19 protein-coding genes are annotated in these 24,526 nt (G+C 70.0%); 10 read left to right on the top strand and 9 right to left on the bottom strand.

Translation table 11 applies throughout. The features are described 5' to 3' along the window. Window positions 1–106: 106 nt before the first annotated feature. The 8 genes from IFT82_RS10805 to IFT82_RS10770 all read left to right on the top strand — a co-directional run bounded on the left by IFT82_RS10805 (window position 107) and on the right by IFT82_RS10770 (window position 9,967). Window positions 107–3,652 carry a hydantoinase B/oxoprolinase family protein gene (locus IFT82_RS10805; protein ID WP_192126543.1) on the top strand — a complete coding sequence of 1,182 codons (3,546 nt, stop codon included), beginning with the start codon at window positions 107–109 and terminating at the stop codon, window positions 3,650–3,652. Between the two features lie 3 nt (window positions 3,653–3,655). Further along, a complete protein-coding gene (locus IFT82_RS10800; RefSeq protein ID WP_192126541.1) occupies window positions 3,656–3,919 on the top strand; it encodes a hypothetical protein in 264 nt (87 codons plus the stop codon). Between the two features lie 163 nt (window positions 3,920–4,082). Then, window positions 4,083–4,748 carry a DUF969 domain-containing protein gene (locus IFT82_RS10795; RefSeq protein WP_192126738.1) on the top strand — a complete coding sequence of 222 codons (666 nt, stop codon included), beginning with the start codon at window positions 4,083–4,085 and terminating at the stop codon, window positions 4,746–4,748. After that, window positions 4,745–5,647 (top strand): DUF979 domain-containing protein, encoded by a 903-nt coding sequence (locus tag IFT82_RS10790; protein WP_192126539.1) that lies wholly within the window; start codon window positions 4,745–4,747, stop codon window positions 5,645–5,647. The genes IFT82_RS10795 and IFT82_RS10790 overlap by 4 nt, the downstream gene beginning before the upstream one ends. Next, a complete protein-coding gene (locus IFT82_RS10785; RefSeq protein WP_446740961.1) occupies window positions 5,644–6,654 on the top strand; it encodes a DUF2891 domain-containing protein in 1,011 nt (336 codons plus the stop codon). The genes IFT82_RS10790 and IFT82_RS10785 overlap by 4 nt, the downstream gene beginning before the upstream one ends. Then, entirely contained in the window at window positions 6,651–7,952 is a 1,302-nt protein-coding gene (locus tag IFT82_RS10780) for an MFS transporter (protein ID WP_192126537.1), read from the top strand. Before IFT82_RS10785 ends, IFT82_RS10780 begins: the two co-directional genes overlap by 4 nt. Before the next feature lie 66 nt (window positions 7,953–8,018). Next, window positions 8,019–9,032 carry a threonine aldolase family protein gene (locus IFT82_RS10775; RefSeq protein ID WP_192126535.1) on the top strand — a complete coding sequence of 338 codons (1,014 nt, stop codon included), beginning with the start codon at window positions 8,019–8,021 and terminating at the stop codon, window positions 9,030–9,032. Beyond that, a complete protein-coding gene (locus IFT82_RS10770) occupies window positions 9,029–9,967 on the top strand; it encodes an EamA family transporter (protein WP_192126533.1) in 939 nt (312 codons plus the stop codon). Before IFT82_RS10775 ends, IFT82_RS10770 begins: the two co-directional genes overlap by 4 nt. Here the strand turns inward: IFT82_RS10770 and IFT82_RS10765 are convergent. Together IFT82_RS10765 and IFT82_RS10760 are read right to left on the bottom strand one after the other, a co-directional pair. Next, window positions 9,877–10,716 carry an NAD(P)-dependent oxidoreductase gene (locus IFT82_RS10765; RefSeq protein ID WP_192126531.1) on the bottom strand — a complete coding sequence of 280 codons (840 nt, stop codon included), beginning with the start codon at window positions 10,714–10,716 and terminating at the stop codon, window positions 9,877–9,879. The two genes, IFT82_RS10770 and IFT82_RS10765, sit on opposite strands and share 91 nt — an antisense overlap. Further along, complete coding sequence (locus IFT82_RS10760) at window positions 10,713–12,446, bottom strand: M28 family metallopeptidase (protein ID WP_192126529.1); 1,734 nt, start codon at window positions 12,444–12,446, stop codon at window positions 10,713–10,715. Before IFT82_RS10760 ends, IFT82_RS10765 begins: the two co-directional genes overlap by 4 nt. A 166-nt stretch (window positions 12,447–12,612) precedes the next feature. Between IFT82_RS10760 and pepN the strand changes: the two genes are divergently transcribed. Both pepN and IFT82_RS21335 read left to right on the top strand, forming a co-directional pair. After that, window positions 12,613–15,177: an aminopeptidase N gene (pepN, locus tag IFT82_RS10755; protein ID WP_244646676.1), complete on the top strand. Its 2,565-nt coding sequence runs from the start codon at window positions 12,613–12,615 to the stop codon at window positions 15,175–15,177. Between the two features lie 435 nt (window positions 15,178–15,612). Then, window positions 15,613–16,242, top strand: coding sequence for a cell wall hydrolase (locus IFT82_RS21335; protein ID WP_192126525.1), 630 nt, complete (start codon window positions 15,613–15,615; stop codon window positions 16,240–16,242). Window positions 16,243–16,372: 130 nt separating this feature from the next. On the opposite strand, the gene IFT82_RS10745 is transcribed toward IFT82_RS21335, so the two are convergent. The 7 genes from IFT82_RS10745 to IFT82_RS10715 all read right to left on the bottom strand — a co-directional run bounded on the left by IFT82_RS10745 (window position 16,373) and on the right by IFT82_RS10715 (window position 24,298). Beyond that, window positions 16,373–16,723: a hypothetical protein gene (locus tag IFT82_RS10745; protein WP_192126523.1), complete on the bottom strand. Its 351-nt coding sequence runs from the start codon at window positions 16,721–16,723 to the stop codon at window positions 16,373–16,375. 11 nt (window positions 16,724–16,734) lie between these two features. Then, window positions 16,735–18,141, bottom strand: a complete 1,407-nt coding sequence (locus IFT82_RS10740; RefSeq protein ID WP_192126522.1) for an MBOAT family O-acyltransferase — start codon at window positions 18,139–18,141, stop codon at window positions 16,735–16,737. Continuing rightward, window positions 18,142–19,455 (bottom strand): GDSL-type esterase/lipase family protein, encoded by a 1,314-nt coding sequence (locus IFT82_RS10735; protein WP_244646675.1) that lies wholly within the window; start codon window positions 19,453–19,455, stop codon window positions 18,142–18,144. It abuts the gene before it with no gap. Further along, on the bottom strand, window positions 19,452–20,462 hold the full coding sequence (locus tag IFT82_RS10730) for an SGNH/GDSL hydrolase family protein (protein WP_342355097.1): 1,011 nt from the start codon (window positions 20,460–20,462) through the stop codon (window positions 19,452–19,454). The genes IFT82_RS10735 and IFT82_RS10730 overlap by 4 nt, the downstream gene beginning before the upstream one ends. A 149-nt stretch (window positions 20,463–20,611) precedes the next feature. Continuing rightward, window positions 20,612–21,709 carry an AI-2E family transporter gene (locus IFT82_RS10725; protein ID WP_342355096.1) on the bottom strand — a complete coding sequence of 366 codons (1,098 nt, stop codon included), beginning with the start codon at window positions 21,707–21,709 and terminating at the stop codon, window positions 20,612–20,614. A gap of 185 nt (window positions 21,710–21,894) precedes the next feature. Next, window positions 21,895–23,649, bottom strand: a complete 1,755-nt coding sequence (locus IFT82_RS10720; protein WP_192126520.1) for a flotillin domain-containing protein — start codon at window positions 23,647–23,649, stop codon at window positions 21,895–21,897. Window positions 23,650–23,680: 31 nt separating this feature from the next. Beyond that, window positions 23,681–24,298 carry an OB-fold-containig protein gene (locus IFT82_RS10715; RefSeq protein ID WP_192126518.1) on the bottom strand — a complete coding sequence of 206 codons (618 nt, stop codon included), beginning with the start codon at window positions 24,296–24,298 and terminating at the stop codon, window positions 23,681–23,683. Window positions 24,299–24,526 lie beyond the last annotated feature (228 nt).

The raw sequence follows: 24,526 nt of genomic DNA, 5'->3' as shown, positions 1-24,526 counted from the left end.
TCTTCTCCCCCTCTCCGCGCCTCCGCGCGAACCCATCTTCTTCCTGCGGGCGTCCGGATGCGATAGCGCGGGCGTGACGGAACGGGGACGACAGGCGGATGACGGCATGAGCGGCTGGCAGTTCTGGATCGATCGTGGCGGCACGTTCACGGATGTCGTGGCGCGGACGCCGGATGGTGCGCTGAAGGTCGCCAAATTGCTGTCGGAGGACCCCGGCCGCTACGACGATGCCGCGGTCGCCGCGATCCGGCGGCTGACGGACACGCCGACGGGGCCGTTGCCGCCCGCCGATATCCGGATCGGCACCACGATCGCGACCAACGCGCTGCTGGAACGACGCGGCGAACCGACGCTGCTGGCGATCACGCGCGGCTTCGGCGATGCGCTGACGATCGGGTATCAGGAGCGGCCGGATATCTTCGCGCGCGATATCCGGCGCGCGCCGCCGCTGTTCGCCGCGGTGGTGGAGATCGACGAGCGGGTCGATGTCGAGGGGGGCGTGATGCGCCCGCTGGACGAGGACGCGGCGGCGGCGGCGTTCGCGGCGGCCCGTGCCAATGGCCTGCGCGCGGTGGCGATCGTGCTGATGCATGGCTGGCGATACACCGCGCACGAGGCGAGGCTGGCGGATCTGGCGCGCGCGGCGGGCTTCACTCAGATATCGGTCAGCCACCGCACCGCACCGCTGATCCGGCTGGTCGCGCGCGGGGATACGACGCTGGCCGATGCCTATCTGTCGCCGGTGCTGGGCCGGTACGTCGCGGGGCTGGAGGCGGCGCTGGCGGGGCAGAAGCCGCTGTTCATGCAGTCGAGCGGCGGGCTGGTCGAGGGGGCGGGCTTCGGGGGCAAGGATGCGCTGCTGTCCGGGCCCGCCGGCGGGATCGTCGGGATGGCGGAGACGGCGACGCGGAGCGGCTTCGCCCGCGTGATCGGGTTCGACATGGGTGGCACCTCGACCGACGTGTCGCTTTATGCCGGGGTGCTGGAACGGCGGCACGATGCGGTGATCGGCGGGGTGCGCGTGGCGGCACCGACGATGCGGATCGATACGGTCGCGGCGGGGGGCGGATCGATCTGCCGCTTCGATGGCGGGCGGTTGCTGGTCGGGCCGGAATCCGCCGGGGCCGATCCGGGGCCGGCCTGTTACCGGCGCGGCGGGCCGTTGACCGTCACCGACTGCAACCTGATCCTGGGCAAGCTGGTGCCGGGGCAGTTCCCGACGCTGTTCGGGCCGGCGGGGGACCAGCCGCTCGATCCGGCGGCTTCGGCGGCGGCGCTGGATGCGGTGCTGGCGACGATGCCGGACGCGCTGTCGCGGGAGGCGGCGGCGGAGGGGCTGGTGGCGATCGCGGTCGCCAACATGGCGCGCGCGATCCGCGCGGTGTCGGTGGCGCGGGGCGAGGACCCCGCGGATTATGCGCTGGCGTGTTTCGGCGGGGCGGGGGGGCAACATGCCTGTCTGGTCGCGGACGCGCTGGGGATGGGACGGGTGCTGATCCATCCGCTGGCGGGCGTGCTGTCGGCGCTGGGCATGGGGCTGGCGAGCCGGCGGGCGATGCGGCAGGCGACGCTGGCCGCGCCGATCGGCGACCGGGCGGCCTATGACGCGGCGCTGGCTGCGCTGACCGACGAGGCGATGGGCGCGCTGGGTGTGGTCGATGTGCGGGTCGAGGCATGGGCGCAGATCCGCTATGCGCGGGTCGATCAGGCGATCGAGGTGCCGGCGGGCGATGCCGCGACGATGGCGGCGGCATTCGAGGACGCGCATCGGCAGCGGTTCGGCTTCGTCGGCGACGACGATCTGGTGGTCGAACTGCTGCGGGTCGAGGCGATCGAAGTGGCGGAAGCGGGCGAGATCGCGCCGGCGCTGCCCGCCGAGACGCAGCCGGCGGTCGATACCGTCGCGGTCCACATGGCGGGGGCGCGGCATAGCGCGCCGCTGCACCGGCGCGAGGGACTGGCGGCGGGGGCGCAGGTCGCGGGGCCGGCGCTGATCGTGGATGCGGTGTCGACGACGGTAGTCGAGCCGGGCTGGAGGGCCGAGGTGATCACGGACGGCAGCCTGGTGCTGTCGCGCACGCGGGCGCTGGCGAAACCAAGCGCGGACGCGGCGATCGATCCGGTGCGGCTGGAGATTTTCGCCGGGCTGTTCATGGGGCTGGCGGAGGAGATGGGCGCGGCGCTGCAACGGAGTGCGGCGTCGGTGAACATCCGCGAGCGGCTCGATTTCTCGTGCGCGCTGTTCGACCGCCACGGCAATCTGGTCGCCAACGCACCGCATATTCCGGTACATCTGGGATCGATGGGGCAGAGCATCCGCCGGGTGATCGAGCGTCGGGGAGAGAATGCCGACGGGCGCGGGATGCGCGACGGCGACGTCTATGCGCTGAACGATCCCTATGCGGGCGGCACCCACCTGCCCGATATCACGGTGGTGATGCCGGTGTTCGCGGGAGGGGACGTGCCGGCCTTCTTCGTGGCGGCGCGCGGGCATCATGCCGATGTCGGCGGCACCAGCCCCGGATCGATGCCGCCTGACAGCCGGACGCTGCACGACGAGGGCGTGGTGCTGGACGACGTGCTGCTGGTCGAGGACGGGCGGATGCGGACGGCGGAGATCGCCGCGTTGCTGCGCGGTGGCGAATGGCCGGCGCGCAACGTCGACCAGAACCTGGCCGATCTGGCGGCGCAGGTCGCGGCCTGCGCGCGCGGGGCGGCGGGCCTGCGGCAACTGGCGGACGCGCACGGCGCGGGCGTGGTGGCGGCCTATATGGAGCATGTGCAGGCCCATGCCGAGGCGATGGCGCGGCGGCTGATCCGCACCCTGCCCGACGGATCGTTCGAGTATGAGACGGACGAGGGCGCGGTGGTGGCGGTGGCGGTGACCGTCGATCGTGAAGCGGGCAGCGCGGTGATCGACTTCGCCGGGACCAGCGACCAGCGGCCCTCCAACGTCAACGCCCCCCTCGCCATCACGCGTGCGGCGGTGCTGTACGTGCTGCGGCTGCTGGTGGACGAGGCGGTGCCGCTGAACGAGGGGTTCCTGCGGCCGGTGACGATCCGGGTGCCGGCCGGGTCGATGCTCAACCCGCGTTTCCCCGCCGCGGTGGTGGCGGGGAATGTCGAGACGAGCCAGGTCGTGACCGATGCGCTGCTGGGCGCACTGGGCGCGATGGCGGCGTCGCAGGGGACGATGAACAACCTGACCTTCGGCGACGGCAGCTATCAATATTACGAGACGATCGCGGGTGGCGCGGGGGCGGGGCCGGACCATGCCGGCGCGGATGCGGTGCAGACCCACATGACCAACAGCCGCCTGACCGATCCGGAGATACTGGAGACGCGCTATCCCGTGCTGGTCGAGGAATTTTCGATCCGGCGCGGATCGGGGGGTACGGGCGCGCAGCCGGGTGGCGAGGGTACGCGGCGGCGGCTGCGGTTCCGCAGCCTCTTGCGCGCAGGCATCCTGAGCAACCGGCGGCGGATCGCGCCGTTCGGGCTGGCGGGCGGCGGCGATGGCGGGGTCGGGATCAACCGGGTCGAGCGGGCGGACGGATCGGTGGAGGCGCTGGGCTCCACCGCGCGGATCGACATGGGCGTGGGCGACGTGCTGGTGATCGAGACGCCGGGCGGCGGGGGATATGGGGCATGAGCCATGCCGATGCGCTACGAGGGCGGCAGCCGGGAATGGTTCGCGCGGAGACGCGGAGACGCGGAGGAAGAAGGGGTGCAGGCGCGTTATGCGCGGACGGTGATCGCCGGCGCAGGGATGCGATATGGCAGGTCGTTGCCGGATCGCGACTGGCCGGCCGGTGCCATGACCGCTGCCACCCTTCTTCTCCGCGTCTCCGCGCCTCCGCGCGAACCATTCTTCCTTCTGTCGGGCAGGGTGGTTACCGCCGTGATGGGACGGTTGTGAAACTCTGCGGCATAGCGTCAACACCACCGTCCATGCGGAGGCCGGGGTCGAGTTGGGGTGGCGTTTGCGAGCGATCGGCGGGGTTCGCCCAACTGGGCCCCGGCCTTCGCCGGGGAGGTGGTTGGGGGAGGGCATCGACAGCCATTCCGGGCGGGGTGGCCTGATGCTGGTGCTGGCCGGCATCGCGGTGATCGCGGGTGGTTTCCTGTTGCGGTTCAATCCGTTGCTGGTGGTCGTGGTGTCGGCGCTGGTCACCGGGCTGGCGGCGGGGCTGGAGCCGGTGGTGGTGCTGGCGACGTTCGGCAAGGCGTTCAACGACACGCGCTACGTCACCGCGATCTATATCGTGCTGCCGGTGATCGGCCTGCTGGAACGACACGGATTGCAGGCGCGGGCGCGGGGGCTGGTCGCGGGATTGCGCGGGGCGACGGCGGGGCGGCTGCTGATCGGGTATCTGCTGTTCCGGCAGGTGACGGCGGCGCTGGGGCTGACCTCGATCGCCGGGCCGGCGCAGACGGTGCGGCCGCTGGTCGCGCCGATGGCGGAGGCGGCGGCGGATGACGCGCGCGCATCCGAACAGGTGCGCGCGATGACCGCGGCGACCGACAATGTCGGGCTGTTCTTTGGCGAGGATATCTTCATCGCGATCGGATCGATCCTGCTGATGAAGGGCGTGCTGGAGGGATATGGCATCGTGCTGGAGCCGTTCCAGCTATCGGTCTGGGCGATCCCGACCGCGATCGCGGCGTTCCTGATCCATGGCGGGCGGCTGTTGTGGCTGGACCGGCGGCTGGCGCGGCGGAAGGTCGGGCGGGGGACCGGATCATGATCGGGATCGGGTTCGTCTATGCGGTGGCGGGGGTGGTGTTCGCGGTGTTCGCCGCCTCGTCGCTCGTCGAGCGGCGCTGGGCGAACGGTGCGTTCCATGCGCTGATCGCGCTGTCGTTCCTGGCGGGCGACCGGCTGGGCGATGTCGGCAACGGGGTGCTGGTGCTGGCGCTGGTGACGATCGCGGCGTCGGGGCGAATGCGGCGGTCGGCGACGCCGCCGCCATCGGTCGAGCGCGGGGCGCGGGTATTCGTGCCGGCGCTGGTGATCCCGGCGGCGGCGCTGGTCGGCACGCTGGCGTTCAAGCGGATGCCGACGCTGGTCGATCCGAAACAGGCGACGCTGGTGGCGCTGGCGATGGGGACGATGCTGGCGCTCGCGCTGGGGCTGGTGCTGCTGAAGGCGCGGCCGGCCCAGGCGTTCGCGGCGGGGCGGGGGCTGATCGACGATATCGGCTGGGCGGCGATCATGCCGCAGATGCTGGCCAGCCTGGGCGCGGTGTTCGCGCTGGCGGGGGTGGGCGAGGTGGTCGGCGGGCTGATGGGCCGCGCGATCCCCGGCGGCAGCGTGGCCGGCGCGGTGATCGCCTATGCGGTGGGCATGGCGCTGTTCACGATGGTGATGGGCAATGCCTTCGCCGCGTTTCCGGTGATGGCAGCGGCGATCGGGGTGCCGCTGCTGATCCACGGCGCGGGGGCCGATCCGGCGATGGTCGCGGCGCTGGGGATGCTGGCGGGGTTCTGCGGCACGTTGATGACGCCGATGGCGGCGAACTTCAATCTGGTGCCTGCCGCGCTGCTGGACCTGAAGGACCGGTACGGGGTGATCCGCGCGCAGGTGCCGACCGCGCTGCCGCTGCTCGCGTTCAACATGCTGTTGCTCTACGTGATGACCGCATGATGCGCCTCGACCTGCCGACCGCCCGCCGTTTCGCCGCGATGACGCTGGGCCATGTCGGCCGCGAATATCCGCACAAGCTGGACCATGTGCTGGCCGGGCCGGACGACGCGGCGACGCCGTCCGCCCTGCATCCGATCTTCTATGGCAGTTTCGACTGGCATAGCTGCGTGCATGGCTGGTGGCAGTTGCTGCGATTGGTGCGCCTGTACCCCGACATGCCGGAGGCGGCGGCGATCCGGGCGCGGGCCGACGAGATGCTGACGGCGGACAAGGTGGCGGGCGAACTCGCCTATCTGGCGCGGCCGGATGCGGGCGGGTTCGAGCGGCCCTATGGCTGGGCGTGGCTGCTGGCGCTGCATCACGAGGCGGCGCATCATCCGTGGGGCGGGGCGCTGGCGCCGCTGGCCGACGCGTTCGCCGCGCGGTTCCGGGATTTCCTGCCGAAGCTGACCTATCCGATCCGGGTGGGCGCGCACCCGAACATCGCGTTCGCGCTGGTGCTGGCGCATCGCTGGGCCACCACGCGTGATCCGGCGCTGGTGGCGCTGATCGGCGAGCGGGCGCGGCACTGGTTCGGGGCGGATCGCGATTGCCAGGCGTGGGAGCCGGGCGGGGACGAATTCCTGTCGCCCGCGCTGTGCGAAGCGATGCTGATGGCGGCGGTGCTGCCGGCGGACGGGTTCCGCGACTGGTTCGACGGCTTCCTGCCCGATGTCGCAGGCGGCCGACCGGCGACGCTGTTCGCCCCCGCCATCGTCAGCGATCGCAGCGACGGCAAGATCGCGCATCTCGATGGCCTGAATCTCAGCCGGGCGTGGTGCTGGCGCGGGATCGCGGAGCGGCTGGGCGCGGATCATCCCGTCCATGGACGGGCGCAGGATACGGCCGAAACGCACCTACTTGCCAGTCTGCCGCATCTGGCCGACAGCTATATGGGTGAACACTGGCTGGCGACGTTCGCGCTGCTGGCCCTGGATATGGATCACGCAGGGGAACAGGGGCAATGACCACGATCACGGCGGGACAACCCGTCAGCCAGCAGGATCGGCTGAAGGCGATCATCGGCGGATCGACCGGCAATCTGGTCGAATGGTTCGACTGGTACGTCTATTCGGCGTTCACGCTGTATTTCGCGCCGCATTTCTTTCCATCCGAGGACCCGACCGCGCGGTTGCTGAGCGCTGCAGCGGTGTTCGCGGCGGGGTTCGTGATGCGGCCGATCGGCGCATGGATCATGGGCATCTATGCCGATCGCCACGGGCGCAAATCGGGGCTGACGCTGTCGGTGTCGCTGATGTGCGCGGGATCGCTCATCATCGCGTGTACGCCGGGGTATGAGACGATCGGTGTCGCCGCGCCCGTGCTGCTGGTGCTGGCGCGACTGATGCAGGGCCTGTCGGTGGGCGGCGAATATGGCGCCAGCGCGACGTACCTGTCGGAGATGGCGGGTAAGGACCGGCGCGGGTTCTTCTCCAGTTTCCAGTACGTGACGCTGATCTCCGGCCAGTTGCTGGCGATCATGGTGCTGCTGATCCTGCAATCGACGATGACCGAGGCGGCGCTGGACAGCTGGGGATGGCGCATCCCGTTCGTGATCGGCGCGGTGCTGGCGGTGGTGGTGTTCTACCTGCGCCGCGGGCTGGCCGAGACGGAGAGCTTCACCAACGCCAAGGCGAACGACGCGCCCAAATCGGGTTTCCTGCAACTGATCCGTCATCACCCCAAGGAGACGGCGGTGGTGATGCTGCTGACCGCGGGGGGTACGCTCGCCTTCTACGCCTACTCGATCTACATGCAGAAATTCCTCGTCAACACGAGCGGGTTCAGCCGGCCGGTGGCGAGCCAGATCAACGCCGCGACCCTGTTCGTCTTCATGCTGCTGCAACCGCTGGCGGGTGCCTTGTCCGACCGGATCGGGCGCAAGCCACTGATGGTGGGGTTCGGCATCGCGGGCGTGCTGTTCACCTATCCGATCTTCACCGCGCTGGAGACGACGCGCGATCCGTGGGTGGCGGGCGCGCTGGTGATGGCGGCACTGGTGATCGTGACCGGCTATACCTCGATCAACGCGGTGGTGAAGGCCGAACTGTTCCCCGCGCATATCCGCGCGCTGGGCGTCGCGCTGCCCTATGCATTGGCGAACACGCTGTTCGGGGGCACCGCGGAATATGTCGCATTGCGCTTCAAGGACGGCGGGTTCGAGCGGGGGTTCTACTGGTACGTGACCGCGATGATCGCGATCTCGCTGGTGGTGTACCTGCGGATGAAGGATACGCGGCGGAACAGCCGGATCATGGAGGATTGAGGGCTTTTCACGGCCGGTAACGTCACGGTTGTTGACGGGACCGGCCGGGGTTTCCAGAGCGTGGCGATGCGCTTCTTTTCCGACAACGCCGCCCCCGTCCATCCCGCCGTGTTCGCCGCGCTGGCGGAGGCGGACGCGCTCGACACCGCCTATGACGGCGATCGCTGGTCGAAACGGCTCGACGGGCGGCTGTCCGAGTTGTTCGAGACGTCGGTGCGGGCGCTGTGGGTGCCGACCGGTACCGCCGCCAATTGCCTCGCGCTGGCCGCGCTGTGCCCGCCTCATGGCGGGGTGATCTGCCACCGCGACGCGCATATCCAGAACGACGAGGGCGGCGCCCCCGAATTCTACACGCACGGCGCCAAGCTGATGCTGGCCGAGGGGGGGGGCGCGAAGCTGACCCCCGCCGATATCGCCGCGGTGGCGGATGCGATCCCGAACGACGTCCACCGGGTGCAGCCGCATGCCGTGTCGATCACCAACGCGACCGAATACGGGCTGGTCTATCGGCCCGACGAGGTTGCGGCGATCGGCGATCTGTGCCGCGCGCGGGGCTGGCGGCTGCACATGGACGGTGCGCGCTTCGCCAACGCGGTCGCCGCCGCCGGCTGCACCCCGGCCGAGGTGACGTGGCGCGCGGGCGTGGACGTGCTGTCGTTCGGCTTCGTCAAGAATGGCGGCATGGATGCGGAGGCGCTGGTGTTCTTCGACACCGGTCTGGCCGACGCCACGCTCCGGCGGCGCAAGCGTGCCGGGCTGCTGCTGTCGAAGGGGCGGTATCTCGCCGCGCAGATCCTGGCGATGGTCGAGGACGATGTGTGGCTGGCCAACGGCCGCGCCGCCAATGCCGGCGCGGCGCTGCTGGCGGACGCGGCGGGCGCGCGGCTGGTGCATCCGGTGGCGGCGAACGAGGTGTTCCTGCGGGTGTCGGCTACCGAAGCCGCCGGTTTGCGTGCGCAGGGCTTCGATTTCTACGACTGGGGGCCGGGCGAGGCGCGGCTGGTGGTGTCGTGGAACCAGCGCGAGGCGGATATCAGGCCGCTGGCCGAGGCGATCGGCGCGCTCGGCTCGCCTTCGTGAGCGCGGTCCCCAACGCCGATTTCGCCGGCACCCCGCCGCGATCGGCGCGGGCGGCGATCCTGATCCCGTTCGCGATCGTCACGCTGATCTGGGGTTCCACGTGGATCGTGATCCGCGACCAGCTGGCGGTGGTGCCGCCGAGCTGGTCGGTATCGTACCGGTTCCTGGTCGCCGGGATCGCGATGACGATCTGGGCGCTGGTGCGGCGCGACAGTTTCCGGTTCGATACGCGCGGGCTGTTGTTCGCGGCCGCGATCGGGCTGTCGCAGTTCGTGCTGAACTTCAACTTCGTCTACCGGGCGGAGGGGTTCATCACCTCCGGCCTGGTCGCGGTGACGTTCGCGATGCTGCTGGTGCCCAACGCGCTGTTCTCGCGCATCTTCCTTGGCCAGCGGATGGGCGGGCAACTGATGCTGGGGTCCGCGATCGCGATGGCGGGCGTCGCGCTGCTGTTCCTGCACGAGGCGCGGGTCAATCCGGCGGGCAGCACCACGACGCTGATCGGGATCGGCTGGACGCTGGCGGCGATCCTGTCCGCCTCCACCGCCAACGTGATGCAGGCGAGCGAAACCGCCAGACGCTATCCGATGGCGCCGACGCTGGCGATCGGGATGCTGTTCGGGGCGGGCGTGGATGCGGTGGTCGCGTGGACGCTGGCGGGGCCGCCGGTGTTCGAGATGCGCGCCGGCTATGTCGCGGGCATCCTGTATCTGGGACTGGCGGCATCCGCGCTCGCCTTTCCCCTGTATTTCAAGGTGCTGCGCGCGATCGGGCCGGCCAAGGGGGCCTATTCCGGCGTGATCGTGCCGGTGATCGCGATGATGTTCTCCACCCTGTTCGAGGGTTATCGCTGGTCGACGCTGGCGGCGGGCGGCGCGGCGCTGACCGCCGCCGGGCTGGTGGTGGCGCTGAGCGCGCGCAGGCCCAACCGGTAATCGGGGTAGCGCGGGACCCAGCCGAGCAGCCGCTTCGCCTTGCCGTTGGCGACGCGGCGGTTCTCCGCATAGAAACCGCGCGCCATCGGCGACAGCGTGTCGAGCGCGACGAAGGGCGGCGGCGGCAGGCCGAGCAGCGAGGCGGCATAGGCCATCACGTCGTTCTGCCCGCAGGGCCGATCGTCGGCCAGATTATACGCGCCCGCCGGCGCGTCGAACCCCGCGATCACCCCGGCGACGATATCGTCGACATGGATGCGGCTGAACACCTGACCGGGCAGATCGACGCAGTGTGCCTTGCCCTCGCGCACCCGGTCCAGCGCGGAACGGCCGGGGCCGTAGATGCCGGGCAGGCGGAACACGCGCGCGCCGATCGCCAGCCAGTCCGCATCCGCCCGTGTCCGCGCGGGGCGACGACCACCACCGATGGGGGCGGTTTCGTCCACCCAGGCGCCACCCGCATCGCCGTAGACGCCGGTCGAGGACAGATAGCCGAGCCAATGCCGCCCCCGCACCAGATCGCGGCCGTGGCGGACCAGCACCGGATCGTGATCGCCGTCGGGCGGGACCGACGATAGTATGTGCGTGGCGGCGGCGATCTCCGCGCGCACCGCCTCGCCATCGTCGAAGCGCAGCGTACCGTCGCGCCCGTCGCGGGTGGTGCCGGTGACGTGCCAGCCGTCCCCCGCCAGCCGGTCCGCCAGCAGCCCGGCGGTATAGCCCAGCCCGAAGACGAGCAGTCGACTCATTTGGCCATCGGCCCCTTGAACGTGGTGCCGAAATAATCGCCCTTGTTCCACACCGGCCGCTGCGCGCCATCCGCGATCTCGCGTGCGATGCGGTAGTTCACGTCGACGAAGCGGACGCCTTGATCCCACATGATCGGCAGCGACAGGTCGTCGCAGGGGCGGTGGTAGCAGGTCGACAGGAACCCCTCGACCGCCGCCTTGCCCGCGCCCTTCTGTCCCGGCCACAGGAAGACCGAGGGGATGCCCTGCTGCACGAAGCGGAAATGGTCGGAACGGACGAAGAAGCCCTGTTCCGGGTTCGCATCGGGCGACATGGTGGTGCCGGCCGCCGCCGCCGCGCGCGCGACGATGGGGCCGAGCGTCGAGCGATCCGCGCCGAACACGATCATGTCCTCGAACCTGTAGAGCAGCATCGGCATGTCGAGATTGACGTCGGCGACGATGTTTGCCCTGGGCACGGTCGGGTGGTGCGCGAAGTAATCCGCGCCGACCAGCCCCTTTTCCTCCGCCGTGACGGCGAGGAACATCACGGTGCGGCGCGGCGGCTTGCCGCTGGCGGTGAAGCGCTTCGCCTCCTCGATCAGGCTGGCGATGCCGATCGCGTTGTCGAGCGCGCCGTTGTTGATCCGGTCGCCGTCCCCCGACGCATTCACACCGATATGGTCGAGATGTGCGGACAGCACGACCACTTCCTTGCCGACCGCCGGATCGGCGCCGGGGACGATGCCGACGACGTTGCTGCTGCGCGCAGGCGTGAAGGCGGTGCGCGTCGCCACCGTCAGCGTGCCGGGCAGCGCGACCGAGCGATAGGTGGGGGCCGGCTTCGCCGCCTCCGCCGTCACCGCCGCCCATGTCACCGGTGCGCCCGCGAACAGTTGCGCCGCGCCGGCCGGGCCGAGCGTGCCGAGCAGCGGCGTGCCGGGGGTATCGGTGCCGGCGGTGCCGTCAGCATTCGCCCATTGCATCCGGCCGCGATCATAGCCCGTGGCCATGCGGGTCATCGCCTCCGGCGTGGTCGTCGGCGCGGCGAGTTCGATCGCGCCGATCGCGCCATGCTTGGCGGCGATCGCCAGCTTGGTGGCGAGGGAGCCGAAAAAGGCGCGTTCCTCACCCGCGAAGCGCGCCGGCGCCCCGCGGAAATAGGCGACGATCCGGCCGCGCGCATCCACGCCCTTGTAGCTGTCATGCCCATATTGCGGCGCGACGATGCCGTCGCCGACGAACACGACCGGGGCGGACACCGCGGTTTCGGCCCGCGCCGGATTGGCGGCGGGGACGTAATCCTTGCCGAAGGCGAGCGGCGCGGGCTTGCCGGCTTTGTCCCCGTTTTTTTGGCCTTTACCGCCCTGGCCGGTCCAGACCATGCTGCCCTCGCCCGCTGCCTTGTAGGTGACGAGCGGCACCTGTTGCAGATAGCCGCCCGCCTCGCCCGCCGGACGCAGGCCCGCGGCATAGAATTGCGCGGCGACATATTGCGCGGCGATATCATATTCCGGGCTGCCCGCCTCGCGCCCCTTCATCGCATCGGAGGCGAGGAACAGGACATGCGCCTTCATCGCCGCCTGATCGGCGGGCAGCGGCGCGGCGAGCCGGGCGTTGAGTTCGGCCGGGGTCGGCTTCGGGGCGGCGGGGGCAGGCTTTGCCTTTGGTGCCGGCGTCGGCTTTGGCGTCTGGGCGACGAGGGCGGTGGAGAGCGCCAGCAGCGACAGCGTGGCGGGCAAGCGGAACATCGGCAATCCTTACTGATCGGACCTTGGTGATCGGGACTTACCGATCGAGGCAGGGTCGTAACCCGATCACGAACGCGGTGGAACCCTTCTCCCGCTCGTCTATATTCGTGTCATGGATATTCAGCACAGCGTTGCCCAGCCCCCCCTCTCGCCCGCTCCCCAGCCGATGGTGATCCGGCGCGAGGATTACCGCCCGCCGGCATGGCTGGTGCCCGAGGTGCAGCTGGACTTCGATCTGGATGCCGCCGCGACGCGGGTGCGGGCGCGGTTGAGCGTGACCCGCAACGGCGCGGACAACGAACCGCTGCGGCTGGACGGGGCGGGGCAGGTGCCGTTGTCGGTGACGGTCGACGGCGTCGCGACCGACGACTGGCGGCTGGAGGGCGAGCAACTGGTCGTCCCGCTGGCGGGCACAGCGCACGTCGTCGAGACCGAGGTGGAGATCGCGCCCGACCACAACACGCAATTGATGGGGCTCTATGCCTCGGGCGGTATCCTGTGCACCCAGTGCGAAGCGGAGGGGTTTCGCCGGATCACCTATTTCCCCGACCGGCCCGACGTGCTCAGCCGCTACACGGTGCGGATGACGGCGGATGCCGCGCGCTATCCGGTGCTGCTGGCGAACGGCGATCCGGGGGCGACGGGCACGCTGGACGACGGGCGACACTGGGCGGAATGGCACGATCCGTTCCCCAAGCCCTCCTATCTCTTCGCACTGGTGGCGGGTGACCTCGCGGTCAATCGCGGGTCGTTCACGACGCGCAGCGGCCGCGCGGTGGCACTGGGCATCTGGGTGCGCGAGGCCGATCTGGCGCGGACCGACCATGCGCTGGACGCGCTGAAGACGTCGATGGCGTGGGACGAGCGCGTCTATGGCCGCGAATACGATCTCGACGTGTTCAACATCGTCGCGGTCGACGATTTCAACTTCGGCGCGATGGAGAACAAGGGGCTGAACATCTTCAACAGCCGCTATATCCTGGCCGATCCCGACACCGCCACCGATTATGATTACGACGGCATCGCTGCGGTCGTCGCGCACGAATATTTCCACAACTGGTCGGGCAACCGCATCACCTGCCGCGACTGGTTCCAGCTGTCGCTGAAGGAGGGGTTCACCGTCTATCGCGATCAGGGCTTCTCCGCGGATCAGGGATCGGCGGCGGTGAAGCGGATCGAGGATGTGCGCACGCTGCGCGCGGCGCAGTTCCCCGAGGATGCCGGCCCGCTGGCGCATCCGGTGCGCCCCGATGCGTATCAGGAGATCAGCAACTTCTACACCGCCACCATCTACAACAAGGGCGCCGAGCTGATCCGGATGATGGCGACGATGCTGGGGCCGGTGGCATTCCGCGCCGGCACCGACCTGTATTTCGACCGGTTCGACGGCACGGCCGCGACCTGCGAGGATTTCGTCGCGTGCCTGGAGGAGGCGAGCGGCGTCGATCTGGTGCAGTTCCGCCGCTGGTACGGGCAGGCGGGCACGCCGCGCGTCTCGGCCAGCCTGAGCCATAATGCGGGCGGCGGGCGCGCGACGCTGCGGCTGGCGCAGCAGGTGCCCGCGACGCCGGGACAGCCCGACAAGCAGCCGATGGTGCTGCCGCTGAAGCTGCGGCTGTTCGGTGCGGAGACGGGGCGGCCCTTGACCGACGAGCAACTGGTGCTGCTGGACCAGCCGGCCGCGACGATCGTGTTCGAGGCGGTGACGGAGCGCCCGGTGCTGTCGATCAACCGCGGCTTCTCCGCCCCCGTGATCGTCGAGAGCGACCGGTCCGCCGCCGATCTCGCCTTCCTGAGCGCGCATGACGACGATCCCTTCGCCCGGTACGAGGCGATGCAGCAACTGATGCTCGACACGCTGGTGGCAGGCGCGATCGAGGGGAGCGCGGATCACGACGCGGTGATCGACGCGGTCGCGAACACGCTGGACGATCCCGATCTGGATGCCGCCTTCGTGGCGGAGGCGGTGATGCTGCCGTCCGAGGCGTTCGTCGGCGATCAGCTGGCGGTGGTCGATCCCGACGCGATCTTCCGCGCGCGCGAGGCGTTGCGCGGCGATCTGGCGCGGCGGCTGGAGGATCGCTGGCGGCTCGCCTACGACCGGACGCCGGCGGTGCCCTATGTCTATTCGCCGGAGCAGAAGGGCCGGCGGCGGCTGCGCAACGTCGCGCTCGGCTATCTGGCGGCCAGCGGCGCGGGCGATGCGGCGGCGCTGGCCTTCGCGCAGTTCGAGGCGGCGGACAACATGACCGACCGGCAGGCGGCGATGACGACGCTGGTGAACGGCGATGCGCCGGAGCGCGACGTGGCGCTGGCGGCGTTCCACGATCGCTATGCCGGCAACGGGCTGGTGCTGGACAAGTGGTTCCAGGCGCAGGCGCTGTCGGCGCGCGACGACACCACCGACCGGGTGGCGGCGCTGGCGGCGCACCCCGCCTTCACGCTGGCCAACCCCAACCGCGCGCGCAGCCTGATCGGCGCGTTCGGCGCGAACCAGCGCGCGTTTCACTGTGCCGACGGGGCCGGATACCGGTTCCTGGCGGACCAGCTGATCGCGCTCGACCGGCTGAACCCGCAGACCGCGGCAAAGCTGTTGCCGCCGCTTGGCCGCTGGCGGCGGTTCGATGCGGGCCGGGCGGCGTTGATGCGGGCGGAACTGGCGCGGATCGTCGCGGTGCCCGGCCTGTCGCGCGACCTGTTCGAGCAGGCATCGAAAAGCCTGGAGGGATAGGGCGCGCCTGACGCTACGGCATGGCGGCGATCATGCCGGTAAAGTAATGGATCAATAACCATATCGCCGGCGATCGATCGAACTCTGGGAAATAACATGGCGAATACCGGATCGCGGGGTAGCGCGATTCCTAACAACTTGTGAAGATTCGCGGCAGGTTGCTGGAACGGCGCCGAAAACGGCTGGGCACAGGAAGTTTCCTCGTTTCGGCGCGGGGCGGGAACCATTCGGCGCGCGGAATTTGACTCGGGGCGTCAGGTCGGCGATGGGGCACCTGTCCTAACCGACGCCGCTTCGTTGCGACATGCGCACAGCTGGATATCGTCGGTGAGACGTGGGGAAATTTCCACGGCCGCCTATTACCGTTGCACCTCGGCCGGGGTGAATGACCTTGCGCACATGTGATACGATTGAATGCAAAGACGACGTTCGCTGGTGGCATTTGCCGTGCTCGCCGCCCTGGGCAGTGCCCATGTCGCGATGGCCGCCATGCCCGACAGCGTGACTCGGTTCGCCACCGCCCCGATCATCGGGACCGACGAAGACCAGGTCACCACCCGGGACGGGGCCACCCAGGACGGAATCGTGTTCCGCCCCGCCGTCGCCACCATCGCGAACGATACGCTGGGTGCCGTCCGGCTCGACACCGGAACAGATGATACCGGCCCCAACGATATCAGGGCCGACCAGACCAGCGACGAACCCGATCTCGACCGGCGCGAGGTGGAATGCATGGCCAAGGTCATCGTTCACGAAGCCGGCAACCAGCCCTATCGCGGCCAGATGGCGGTCGCACAGGTGATCCGCACCCGGATGAAGAGCGGCGGTTTCGGCGACAGCGCCTGCGCGGTGGTCAAGCAGCGCGGCCAGTTCTTCGATGTCGACTCCTACCAGCCCTCACGCACCGGCCAGCGCTGGAACACCGCGATCGAGATCGCCACCGACACGTTGCAGGGCGAGGGCGACGAGGTCGTGCCGGGCGCGCTGTTCTTCCATTCCGCCGGGGCGTCGATGCCGACCCGCACCCGCGTCGCCCAGATCGCTGGGCACACCTTCTACCGCTGATCGTCGGGATCGGGGTGACATTGGCCCTATCAAGCCCGTCGCTGCGAGCGTTGCGAAGCAACCCGGAGTCCCGCTCGTGATGCCCTGGATTGCTTCGCTGCGCTCGCAATGACGGCAGGTCCGGCTGACTCTAGCGTTGTTCCGCCCCGGCCTCGCCGGGGCGCTCGCTGCCGAACCGCACCGTTTCCGCCGCCTGCCATCGTTTGCGTAGCGCGGCGCGTGGCGCGTCGAGTCCCAGCCCGGCGGTCAGCGTCGACCAGGCACGGATCGGTCCGCGCAACGGCTCGGTGATCGAGCCGGGGGGGCGTTCGTCGAACCAGCCCTGGATGGCATGGGCGTTGGTCAGCGCGAGGAACAGCGCCGCGGTGGCGATCGCCACGCTGGTCCAGCGCCACGGCCGCACGGTATCGACCGGATCGGGATCGACCGCCACCGGCGTGCCCACCTCCGCGATCTCGCCATGCTCCGCGCCCGTGGTCATCGCCGTCTCCGTCAGAACTGATAGTAGATGAAGGGCGCGACCCCTTCGGGCCGCATCGTATCGACGACCAGGATCAGCGCACCCAGCGCCAGCCCCACCGCCGGGGCAGGCCAGCGCCGTACCCGTGCCGCCAGCGCCGGCAGCGTCGCGACGGGCAGCGCATGGATCGCGAGGCCGCCGACGACCAGCGCCAGCAACAGCGGCGTCACCAGCGTGTTGCGCCAGTCCCCCGCCGCCAGCGCGCCGAGATAACCGAATGCCGCCGCGATATCGGGCGCACGGAAGAAGACCCAGCCGAGCACGACGATATGGAAGGTGACGATCACCCCGACCCAGCGCGGCGCGACCGGCCAGCGGCCGGGGCGATGGCGCGTCCAGAACCGCTCGATCGCCAGCCAGCCGCCATGCAGCCCGCCCCAGATCACGAAGCCCCAGCTCGCCCCGTGCCACAGCCCGCCGAGCAGCATGGTGAGGAACAGGTTGAGATAGGTCCGCGCCGCGCCCCGCCGGCTGCCGCCGAGCGGGATGTAGAGATAGTCGCGCAGCCAGCTCGACAGGCTGATGTGCCAGCGCCGCCAGAAATCCTGCAACGACGCGGCACGATAGGGCTGGTCGAAATTGCGCGGGAACCGATAGCCGAGCAGCGCCGCCAGTCCGATCGCCATGTCCGAATAGGCGGAGAAATCGCAATAGATCTGCACCGCATAGCCATAGGCGCCGATCAGCAGGTCGAGGCTGGACCGGCTGGCGGGATCGAAGAACGCCGGATCGACCAGATCGGCGGCCAGTTGCGAGGCGATCACCGCCTTCTTGAACAGGCCCCACAGGATCAGCAGCAGCGCCGCCGCCACCGCGCCGCGCGTCAGGGTCGGGCTGCGGCGGAACTGGGGCAGCAGGTCCGACGCGCGCACGATCGGCCCCGCGACCAGATGCGGGAAGAACGACATCAGCAGCATCAGGTCGAGCAGCCCGGCGGCGGGCACCCGGCCCTTGCGTACATCGACGAGGTACGAGATCGCCTGGAAGGTGAAGAACGACACGCCGACCGGCAGGATCACCTGCAACAGCGGCAGGTCGCGCTCCAGCCCGAGCGCATGGACCAGCCCCGACAGTTGCTCGAAGAAGAAACCGGCATATTTGAACCAGGCGAGGATGCCGAGATTGCCGACGACGCCGATCGTCAGCAGCGCCTTTGCGGTGCCCGGCGACCGGGCGCGGACGATGCCCTGCCCGATCGCCCAGTTACCGACGCCCGAGGCGAACAGCAGGGCGACGAAGCGCGGGTCCCATGCGCCGTAGAAGAACCAGCTGACCAGCAGCAGCGCGATCTTGCGCCATTCGTTGCTGCCGTTCAGCGCCCACGCCATCAGATAGACGACGAGGAAGAACAGCGCGAAGCCGAGCGTGGGGAACAGCATCTAGCGGCGGAAGACAGGTGCGACCGGGGCCGACAGCCCGGTGATCGCGGCGTCGAGATCGGCCTGCAACGCCTGCGCGATCGCCGCGCCGCCCCGGCTGGTGAAATGGACATGGTCGCCGCGCATCAGCGGGGCGGGGTCGGTGACCCAGCGATGCGCGGTGCAGCGCCCGCCCATCGCCCGCGCCCAGTCCCAATAGGCGAGACCCAGATCGTGCGCGACGCGGCGCTGGATCGCCTGGACGCTGGCGAGCGCGGCGGTCGGCCGCCAGCCGGAGGATTGGGCGGCGGGCAGTGGCTGCACGATCTCGCCCGGGCGCACCACCGGCGGCGCGGCGGTCGGCACCGCGCCGCATGCCGGGCTGGCGATGCCGCCGAGCGTCATCAACGAAGGCGTGCGCGTCGCGCTGTCGGGGGCGCCGACCAGCAGGATCGGCACGCCGGGCGCGAGGCGGCGGATACGCGATACGTCGGCGCGCAGCGTCGCGTCGTAGCCGGCGGGGGTGAAGCCCGGCCAGAACGCCTCGTTGGTACCGAACGCCAGCACGATCAGGTCGGGGGCGTAGGTGCGCAGTTCGTTGGCGGCGACCGCCTCGTCGGTGCGCCGGACATGCACGAACTGCGCGCCGACCGTGCCCAGGTTGGACAGCGTCACGCCACCGCGCCCGCGCCGCTCGGTCGCCCAGGAGGTGATCGTCGCGGTGCCCGCCGCCACTGCCACCGACGCCGCCGATACCGGCGCGTCGAGGTCGATCGTGCGGCACGCGCCCTCGTCCCGGTCGGCGGCGAGCGACCAGACCTGCGACACCGCGCCGGCCGCCAGCGTCAGGGTGCCCGCCCCCGGCCGACGCAGCGCGCAGACGGTGAAGCGGTCGAACATCTGGGCGGGGCCGTCCGCCGCGATCGTCATCGCGGCGCCGGGGCGGGTGTTGGTCAGGCTGTAGCCGCTGACCCCGATCGGGGGTGCGCCGACGGAGCGATAGGCACCGCCGAAGATGCCGTTCACGCTCCACCCGTCCGACATGCCGGCGGTGACGCCGCGCGTCAGATAGCCGGCATAGGGGCGCCCCGGGGCCAGCACGCCGCGCCCGCCGCTGCCGTAGCGGGCCTGCAACAGCGTGCGCCAGCTGCCGGTGATCTGGTCGCCGGCGGTGTGGCTGTCGCCGATCTGGACGATCCGCACCGGTTCGCCGCTGCCCTGCGCAGTCGCCAGCCGGTCGACGAAGGGGTGCAACCGTTCCGCATCGCACAGCGCGGCGGTGCAGGCCTGCGGCACCACCGCCTGCATCAGCCCGGCGACGACCAGCCCGATCATCGTGCCGCCTCGTTTGCCTGGGGGGCGGGAACGCCGGCGGCGGCGCGGGCCTTCGCCGCGAAGGCGCGGATATCGTCGGCGACACCGGCGGTCAGGCGACGATAGCCGACGCCGATCAGGTGGATGCCATCGGGCGTGCGCATCAGCGCGGGCCGCCCGGTCTTCGCATCGGGCAGATAGGCGTTGTACCGCCCCTGCGCATCGACCGACAGCGGCCGCGTATCGACGAAGGTGACGCCCAGACGGCGCATGTGATCGGCATAGAAGGCGTCCATGGCTTGCATGGTGGCATCCATCTGCGCGTCGCGCATCACCGGCAAGCCGATCCAGTAGACGGTCGCGCCGGTCGAGCGCGCGGTCGCGACGAACCGATCCAGCCGCTCGCCGACGATCCGCCGCCAGCTGTCGCCCAGCAGGGGGTGTAGATGCCCTTCTTCCCACATGTCCTGCGCGTCGTTGGCGCCGAAGCTGATGACCGCGATATCGACCGGATCGGCCGCCAGTTGCTCCCGCGCGCGCTGGGCCAGATCGAGCGTATGATAGCGGGTGAAGCCGGTCGCCTCCTTGCTGAAGCGCAGCACATCGTAGCCCTGATCGCGGGGTAGCTGGTAATAGAGCGCCTCGAACATGCCGTTGCCGATGCTGTCGCCGAACACGCCGACGCGGATGCGGCCATCGGCCTTCACCCGCGCCAGCACGCGGGGATCGATCGTGGCGGGGCCGGAAGGGGCGGGCATGGTGGCGGCCGGGACCGATCGCGGCGTCGCGGCGGGCGGCGTGGTGGGCGCATCGCCAGTCGCGGGGGCAGTCACGGCGGGGGTGGTCGTCATGGTGGGCACCGCCACCGGTGGCGAGGTGTGGAAGGATACGCCGACCGCGAAGCCCGCGACCAGCCCCACGAACAGCACCGCCGTCCGGTCGGCGATCGGGCGGGGGGTGGAGGACGATGGACCGGAAACGGATGAGGTGTCGACGGGGTGCTCGTCGGGCAGGTCAGGCTGGGTCACGCGGGGTTCTGTCGTGGGACGGAGGGGACGACACCCCGATCGGCTGACATCAGCCTCGCCGGGGCGCCGGCCCGCCACAGCAGGGCGCCGGCCCCTTGGCAAGGGGCCGGCACGGTAGCGGGCGAATAAACGATCCCGGCTTCAGCCGGTCACGACCGCGTCGGTCGATCGTCCGCGATCTCCGCTGGCGCCGCGCCGCGCCGCTGCTCGGTCAGGATCTGCCAGCCGGTGATGAACAGGGCGCCCGCCAGCGGCCCGATGACGATGCCGCTGAGGCCGAGCAGGTCGATCCCGCCCAGCGTCGTCACCAGCACCAGCCAGTCAGGGATGCCGGTGTCGCGACCGACCAGGATCGGCCGCAGCACGTTGTCCGCCAGCCCGATCACCAGCACGCCCGAGGCGACGACCACCGCCGCCTGCCAGATGGCACCGGTCGCCAGCAGATAGATGGCCACCGGCGCCCAGATGATCGCCGGGCCGATCGCGGGCAACAATGCCGCGATCGCCATCAGCATCCCCCACAGCAGCGCGGCGGGCAATCCGACGATCCAGAAGGTCGCCGCGCCCAGCGCGCCCTGCACCAGCGCGACGACGCCCGATCCCTTGATCGTGGCGCGCACCACCGCGACGAACTTGTCGGCGATCCGCTGTGCCGTGGCGGGCTCCAGCGGCAGCGCGGCGATCACCGCCGGCCCGATCCGGTCGCCGTCGCGCAGCAGGAAGAAGGTGACGTACAGCCCGACGCCGAACGCCAGCAGGAACGAGGCTGCGTTGGCCCCGATCGAAAAGGCCTGCCGCGCCAGCGTGCTGGCACTACTGCCGACCGCCTGCGAGATCTGTGCCTGCGCACGTTCGAAACTGCCGAAGCCGGCCCCGTCCAGCAACCGCTGCAACCGCCTCGGCAACGCATCGTGGACCTGCTGGAAATAGGCGGCGAAATTGATCTGGCCGCTGCGCATCTGGGTATAGACGCCCGCCGCCTGATCGACGACCAGACTGGCGATCACCAGCGCCGGGATCACCACCGCCACGGTGATGATGAGCAGCGCGACCGCCGCCGCGGTGTTGCGCCGATTGGGCCAGCGGTTCAGCAGCCAGCGGTACAGCGGCTGGAACAGCAATGCCGCCAGCGCCGCCCACAGCAGCGCGCCGATGAAGCTGAACACGACCGCGATCAGCGCGATCGTCGCCAGCAGTACATAGAGGATCAGGCCGCCATTCTCGACCCTGGTCCGGTTCACCGCCACGTTATCGTCTTCCTTCCCTGTTGCCGTCCGCCCCGCCGCAGGCCGCGCACGACACAAGGCCCGCACATCGCCCCGGGGGGGGGGCGACGGGCGGACATCGAGCGGCGATACCGCGACGGGCGATGCCTGCGCATCCCCGATCCAGCCCCTAACGCGGCGTGACGCCTTCGGGTTGCCGACCGCGATCAGGCGGGTGCGTCGGCCCGGTCGGCGGACGGCGTGGGGCCGGATGTGGGGCCGGATGTGGGGGCGGATGCAGGCGCGGGCGTGGGCTTGGGCGTGGCGGGCCGGCCGCTGCCGGCGAGGATGCCGTCCATCGACGCGCCGTTCATGCCGATCTCCGCCATCAGCCCGTCGATCAGCGGCCCGCCGACGCGGTAGCGCATCGCCGCCGCGACCGCGGCATCGGCAAGATTGCCGGTCGCGCCGGCCGGCTCCCCGCCGCCGGCGGCGCCGTCGCCATGCAGTCCCCGCGCGTCGAGGATGCTGATCCGGTCGATATTTTCCATCGGCTTGGCCGCCGCCGCGATGATCGCGGGCAGCGCGTCCAGCATCGCGCGGCGCACCAGCAACGCGGTCTGCGCATCGTTCAGGATGTTGGTCGCCTCGTTGAGCGAGGCCTGACCCGCCGCGTCGACCCGGAACGCGGCCTCGCGCCCCTCGGCGCGTGCCTTCTCCGCATCCGCCTCCGCGGTCGCCTCCGTCCGGAGTGCGACGGCGCGGGCCTCGGCCGCCTCCTTCTCGGCATTGGCGGCGACGGTGATGCCCACCGCCTCCTCCTGCGCGCGCTGGGTGGCGGCGATGACCGCGACGTTCTTGTTGCGGTTCGCGATCTCGGTCGCCTTGGCGGTGGCGACGCTTTCCTCCGCCCGCACCGCGAGCGCGCGCGCCTCGTTGGCGGCGGCGGTGGCGGTCGATTCCTCCTCGGATTTCTGCGCGGTCTGCACCGCCGTGGTGATGCGGGCGATCTCGATCGTGCGGTCGCGCTCGATCGTCGCGGTCTGGATCGCGCCGTCGCGCGCGATCGTCGCGGTCCTGACAACCTTGTCCGCCTCGGTCTGGGCGACGGTCTGCGCCTGGGTGGCGGTGATGCGCGCGATTTCGGCGAGGCGGGTCTGCTCCGCCTCGGCGGTGGCGATCGCGGTCGCCTGTTCGGCGCGGCGGGCGGACAGCGTCTGCTCCTGCGTCAGCCGCGCCTGTTCGGCCGCCTGTGCGATGTCGAGCGACTGGTTGTTCGCCTCCAGATTGCGCTGCTCGATCTCGACGCGGTTGGTGGCGACGATGTCGTTCCTGATCTTCTTGCGCTCCTCGATCGTGCGGGTCAGCACGGTGAGGCCCTCCGCGTCGAAGGCGTTGTTCTCGTTGAAATGCTCGAACGCGGTCTGGTCGAAATGGGTGATGCTGACCGATTCGAGCTGGAAGCCGTTCATGTCGAGATCGGTCATCAGCGCCTCCTGCACCTTCTGGATGAAGTCGGCGCGGTTGGCGTGGAGATGCTCCATCGTCATCGTCGCCGCGACCGATCGCAACGCAGAGACGAGCTTGCCGTCGAGCAGCGACTTCACCGCATCCGGGCTGTTGACCGAATCGCCCAGCGTCTGCGCGGCGGCGGCGATCGATCCGGCATCGGGCTTCACCTTGATATGGAACAGCCCGACCACGTCGACGCGCAATTTGTCGAGCGTGATGAGCGCGTCCTTGTTCAGGCGCGACACCTCCAGCTTCACCGTCGTCAGGCGCACCTGCATCAGTTCGTGCAGCACCGGGATCACCATGATGCCGCCGTTCAGCACGACCTTCTCGCCCCCGAACCCGGTGCGGATCAGCGCCACGTCCTTGGTCGCGCGGCGGTAGAGGCGGGTCAGGATGATGCCGATCACCACCAGCGCGAGCAGCACGATGCCGGCATAGATCAGGACGTTCAGAAACGATGCAGGCACGATGTTATCCCCCCAGATGAGTCGATACGGATCAGATCGATCGTAGCAGCGCGTGCCCGTCGGGCAGCGCGAAGAACAGCACGCCCTCACGCCGGACCAGCAGCGCGGTGTCGCCCGTGGCGAGCGTATCGGCATCGTCGTGCGGTTCCACCATCACGACATGCGCCTGCCCGTGATCGTCGATCACCCGTGCCCGGGCCGGTGCGCCGCGCCGCGCCGTTCCCTCCAGAATCGTGCCGCGTCGGCGCAGCAGACCGTCGACAGAGATCACCGTCGTCTCGAAGCCGGGCATCACCCGCGCGAGGCCGTTCGCCGCGACCATGTTCAGGAGCAGGCCCGCCAGTGCCGCCAGCGCCGCCGCCGCCGGCCAGGCCAGCGGTGCCCCGGCCAGCGCGGTCGCCCCCTGCTGGATCGCGACGCCCGCCAGCGTGAAGCAGCCGAGCAGCGAGGTCAGCCAGATCAGGATCGGCAGCTCGCCGCCCAGCCCCAGCCAGTCGAGCACGCCGCCATCGCCCGCGCCGCCGATCTCGCCATCCAGATCGAGACTACCCAGCCCCAGCCCGATCGCCTCGATCAGGCCGATACCGATCATCACCACGAAGGCGATCGCGAAGGGGAGATAGGGGGGCGTCAGGAACGGCGCGAACATAGCGCGAGACTATCACGGGATCATCAGGTTGTCAGGGCGCCCGATCGATCCTCGCCCATCAGTGGATTGTTCAATTAGCCTTGCCCGTAACGGGCAGGGCACGGCGGCGGCAAGCAGTTGAACACAAATCGTTCGGGCCGCGGCACGGTGAGCAGCGGGCGCGACGGAACCCGCGTTGTCGTCCACATTCCGGGTGGTGAGCCGGTCGAACACTGGTCGCGATGTGGC

Source organism: Sphingomonas sp. CFBP 8760, from assembly GCF_014841615.1.
In the GTDB taxonomy this organism is placed as follows: domain Bacteria; phylum Pseudomonadota; class Alphaproteobacteria; order Sphingomonadales; family Sphingomonadaceae; genus Sphingomonas.
The sequence above is the reverse complement of the archived record's forward strand: the minus strand, read 5'-3'. Positions and strand labels throughout refer to the sequence as shown.

What these genes read in the sequence shown, in the direction of transcription:
- IFT82_RS10805 (WP_192126543.1), top strand. Translation starts at nt 107, where the DNA reads ATGAGCGGCTGGCAGTTCTGGATCGATCGTGGCGGCACGTTCACGGAT.
- IFT82_RS10800 (WP_192126541.1), top strand. Translation starts at nt 3,656, where the DNA reads ATGCCGATGCGCTACGAGGGCGGCAGCCGGGAATGGTTCGCGCGGAGA.
- IFT82_RS10795 (WP_192126738.1), top strand. Translation starts at nt 4,083, where the DNA reads ATGCTGGTGCTGGCCGGCATCGCGGTGATCGCGGGTGGTTTCCTGTTG.
- IFT82_RS10790 (WP_192126539.1), top strand. Translation starts at nt 4,745, where the DNA reads ATGATCGGGATCGGGTTCGTCTATGCGGTGGCGGGGGTGGTGTTCGCG.
- IFT82_RS10785 (WP_446740961.1), top strand. Translation starts at nt 5,644, where the DNA reads ATGATGCGCCTCGACCTGCCGACCGCCCGCCGTTTCGCCGCGATGACG.
- IFT82_RS10780 (WP_192126537.1), top strand. Translation starts at nt 6,651, where the DNA reads ATGACCACGATCACGGCGGGACAACCCGTCAGCCAGCAGGATCGGCTG.
- IFT82_RS10775 (WP_192126535.1), top strand. Translation starts at nt 8,019, where the DNA reads ATGCGCTTCTTTTCCGACAACGCCGCCCCCGTCCATCCCGCCGTGTTC.
- IFT82_RS10765 (WP_192126531.1), bottom strand. Translation starts at nt 10,716, where the DNA reads ATGAGTCGACTGCTCGTCTTCGGGCTGGGCTATACCGCCGGGCTGCTG.
- IFT82_RS10760 (WP_192126529.1), bottom strand. Translation starts at nt 12,446, where the DNA reads ATGTTCCGCTTGCCCGCCACGCTGTCGCTGCTGGCGCTCTCCACCGCC.
- pepN (WP_244646676.1), top strand. Translation starts at nt 12,613, where the DNA reads ATGGTGATCCGGCGCGAGGATTACCGCCCGCCGGCATGGCTGGTGCCC.
- IFT82_RS10745 (WP_192126523.1), bottom strand. Translation starts at nt 16,723, where the DNA reads ATGACCACGGGCGCGGAGCATGGCGAGATCGCGGAGGTGGGCACGCCG.
- IFT82_RS10740 (WP_192126522.1), bottom strand. Translation starts at nt 18,141, where the DNA reads ATGCTGTTCCCCACGCTCGGCTTCGCGCTGTTCTTCCTCGTCGTCTAT.
- IFT82_RS10735 (WP_244646675.1), bottom strand. Translation starts at nt 19,455, where the DNA reads ATGATCGGGCTGGTCGTCGCCGGGCTGATGCAGGCGGTGGTGCCGCAG.
- IFT82_RS10715 (WP_192126518.1), bottom strand. Translation starts at nt 24,298, where the DNA reads ATGTTCGCGCCGTTCCTGACGCCCCCCTATCTCCCCTTCGCGATCGCC.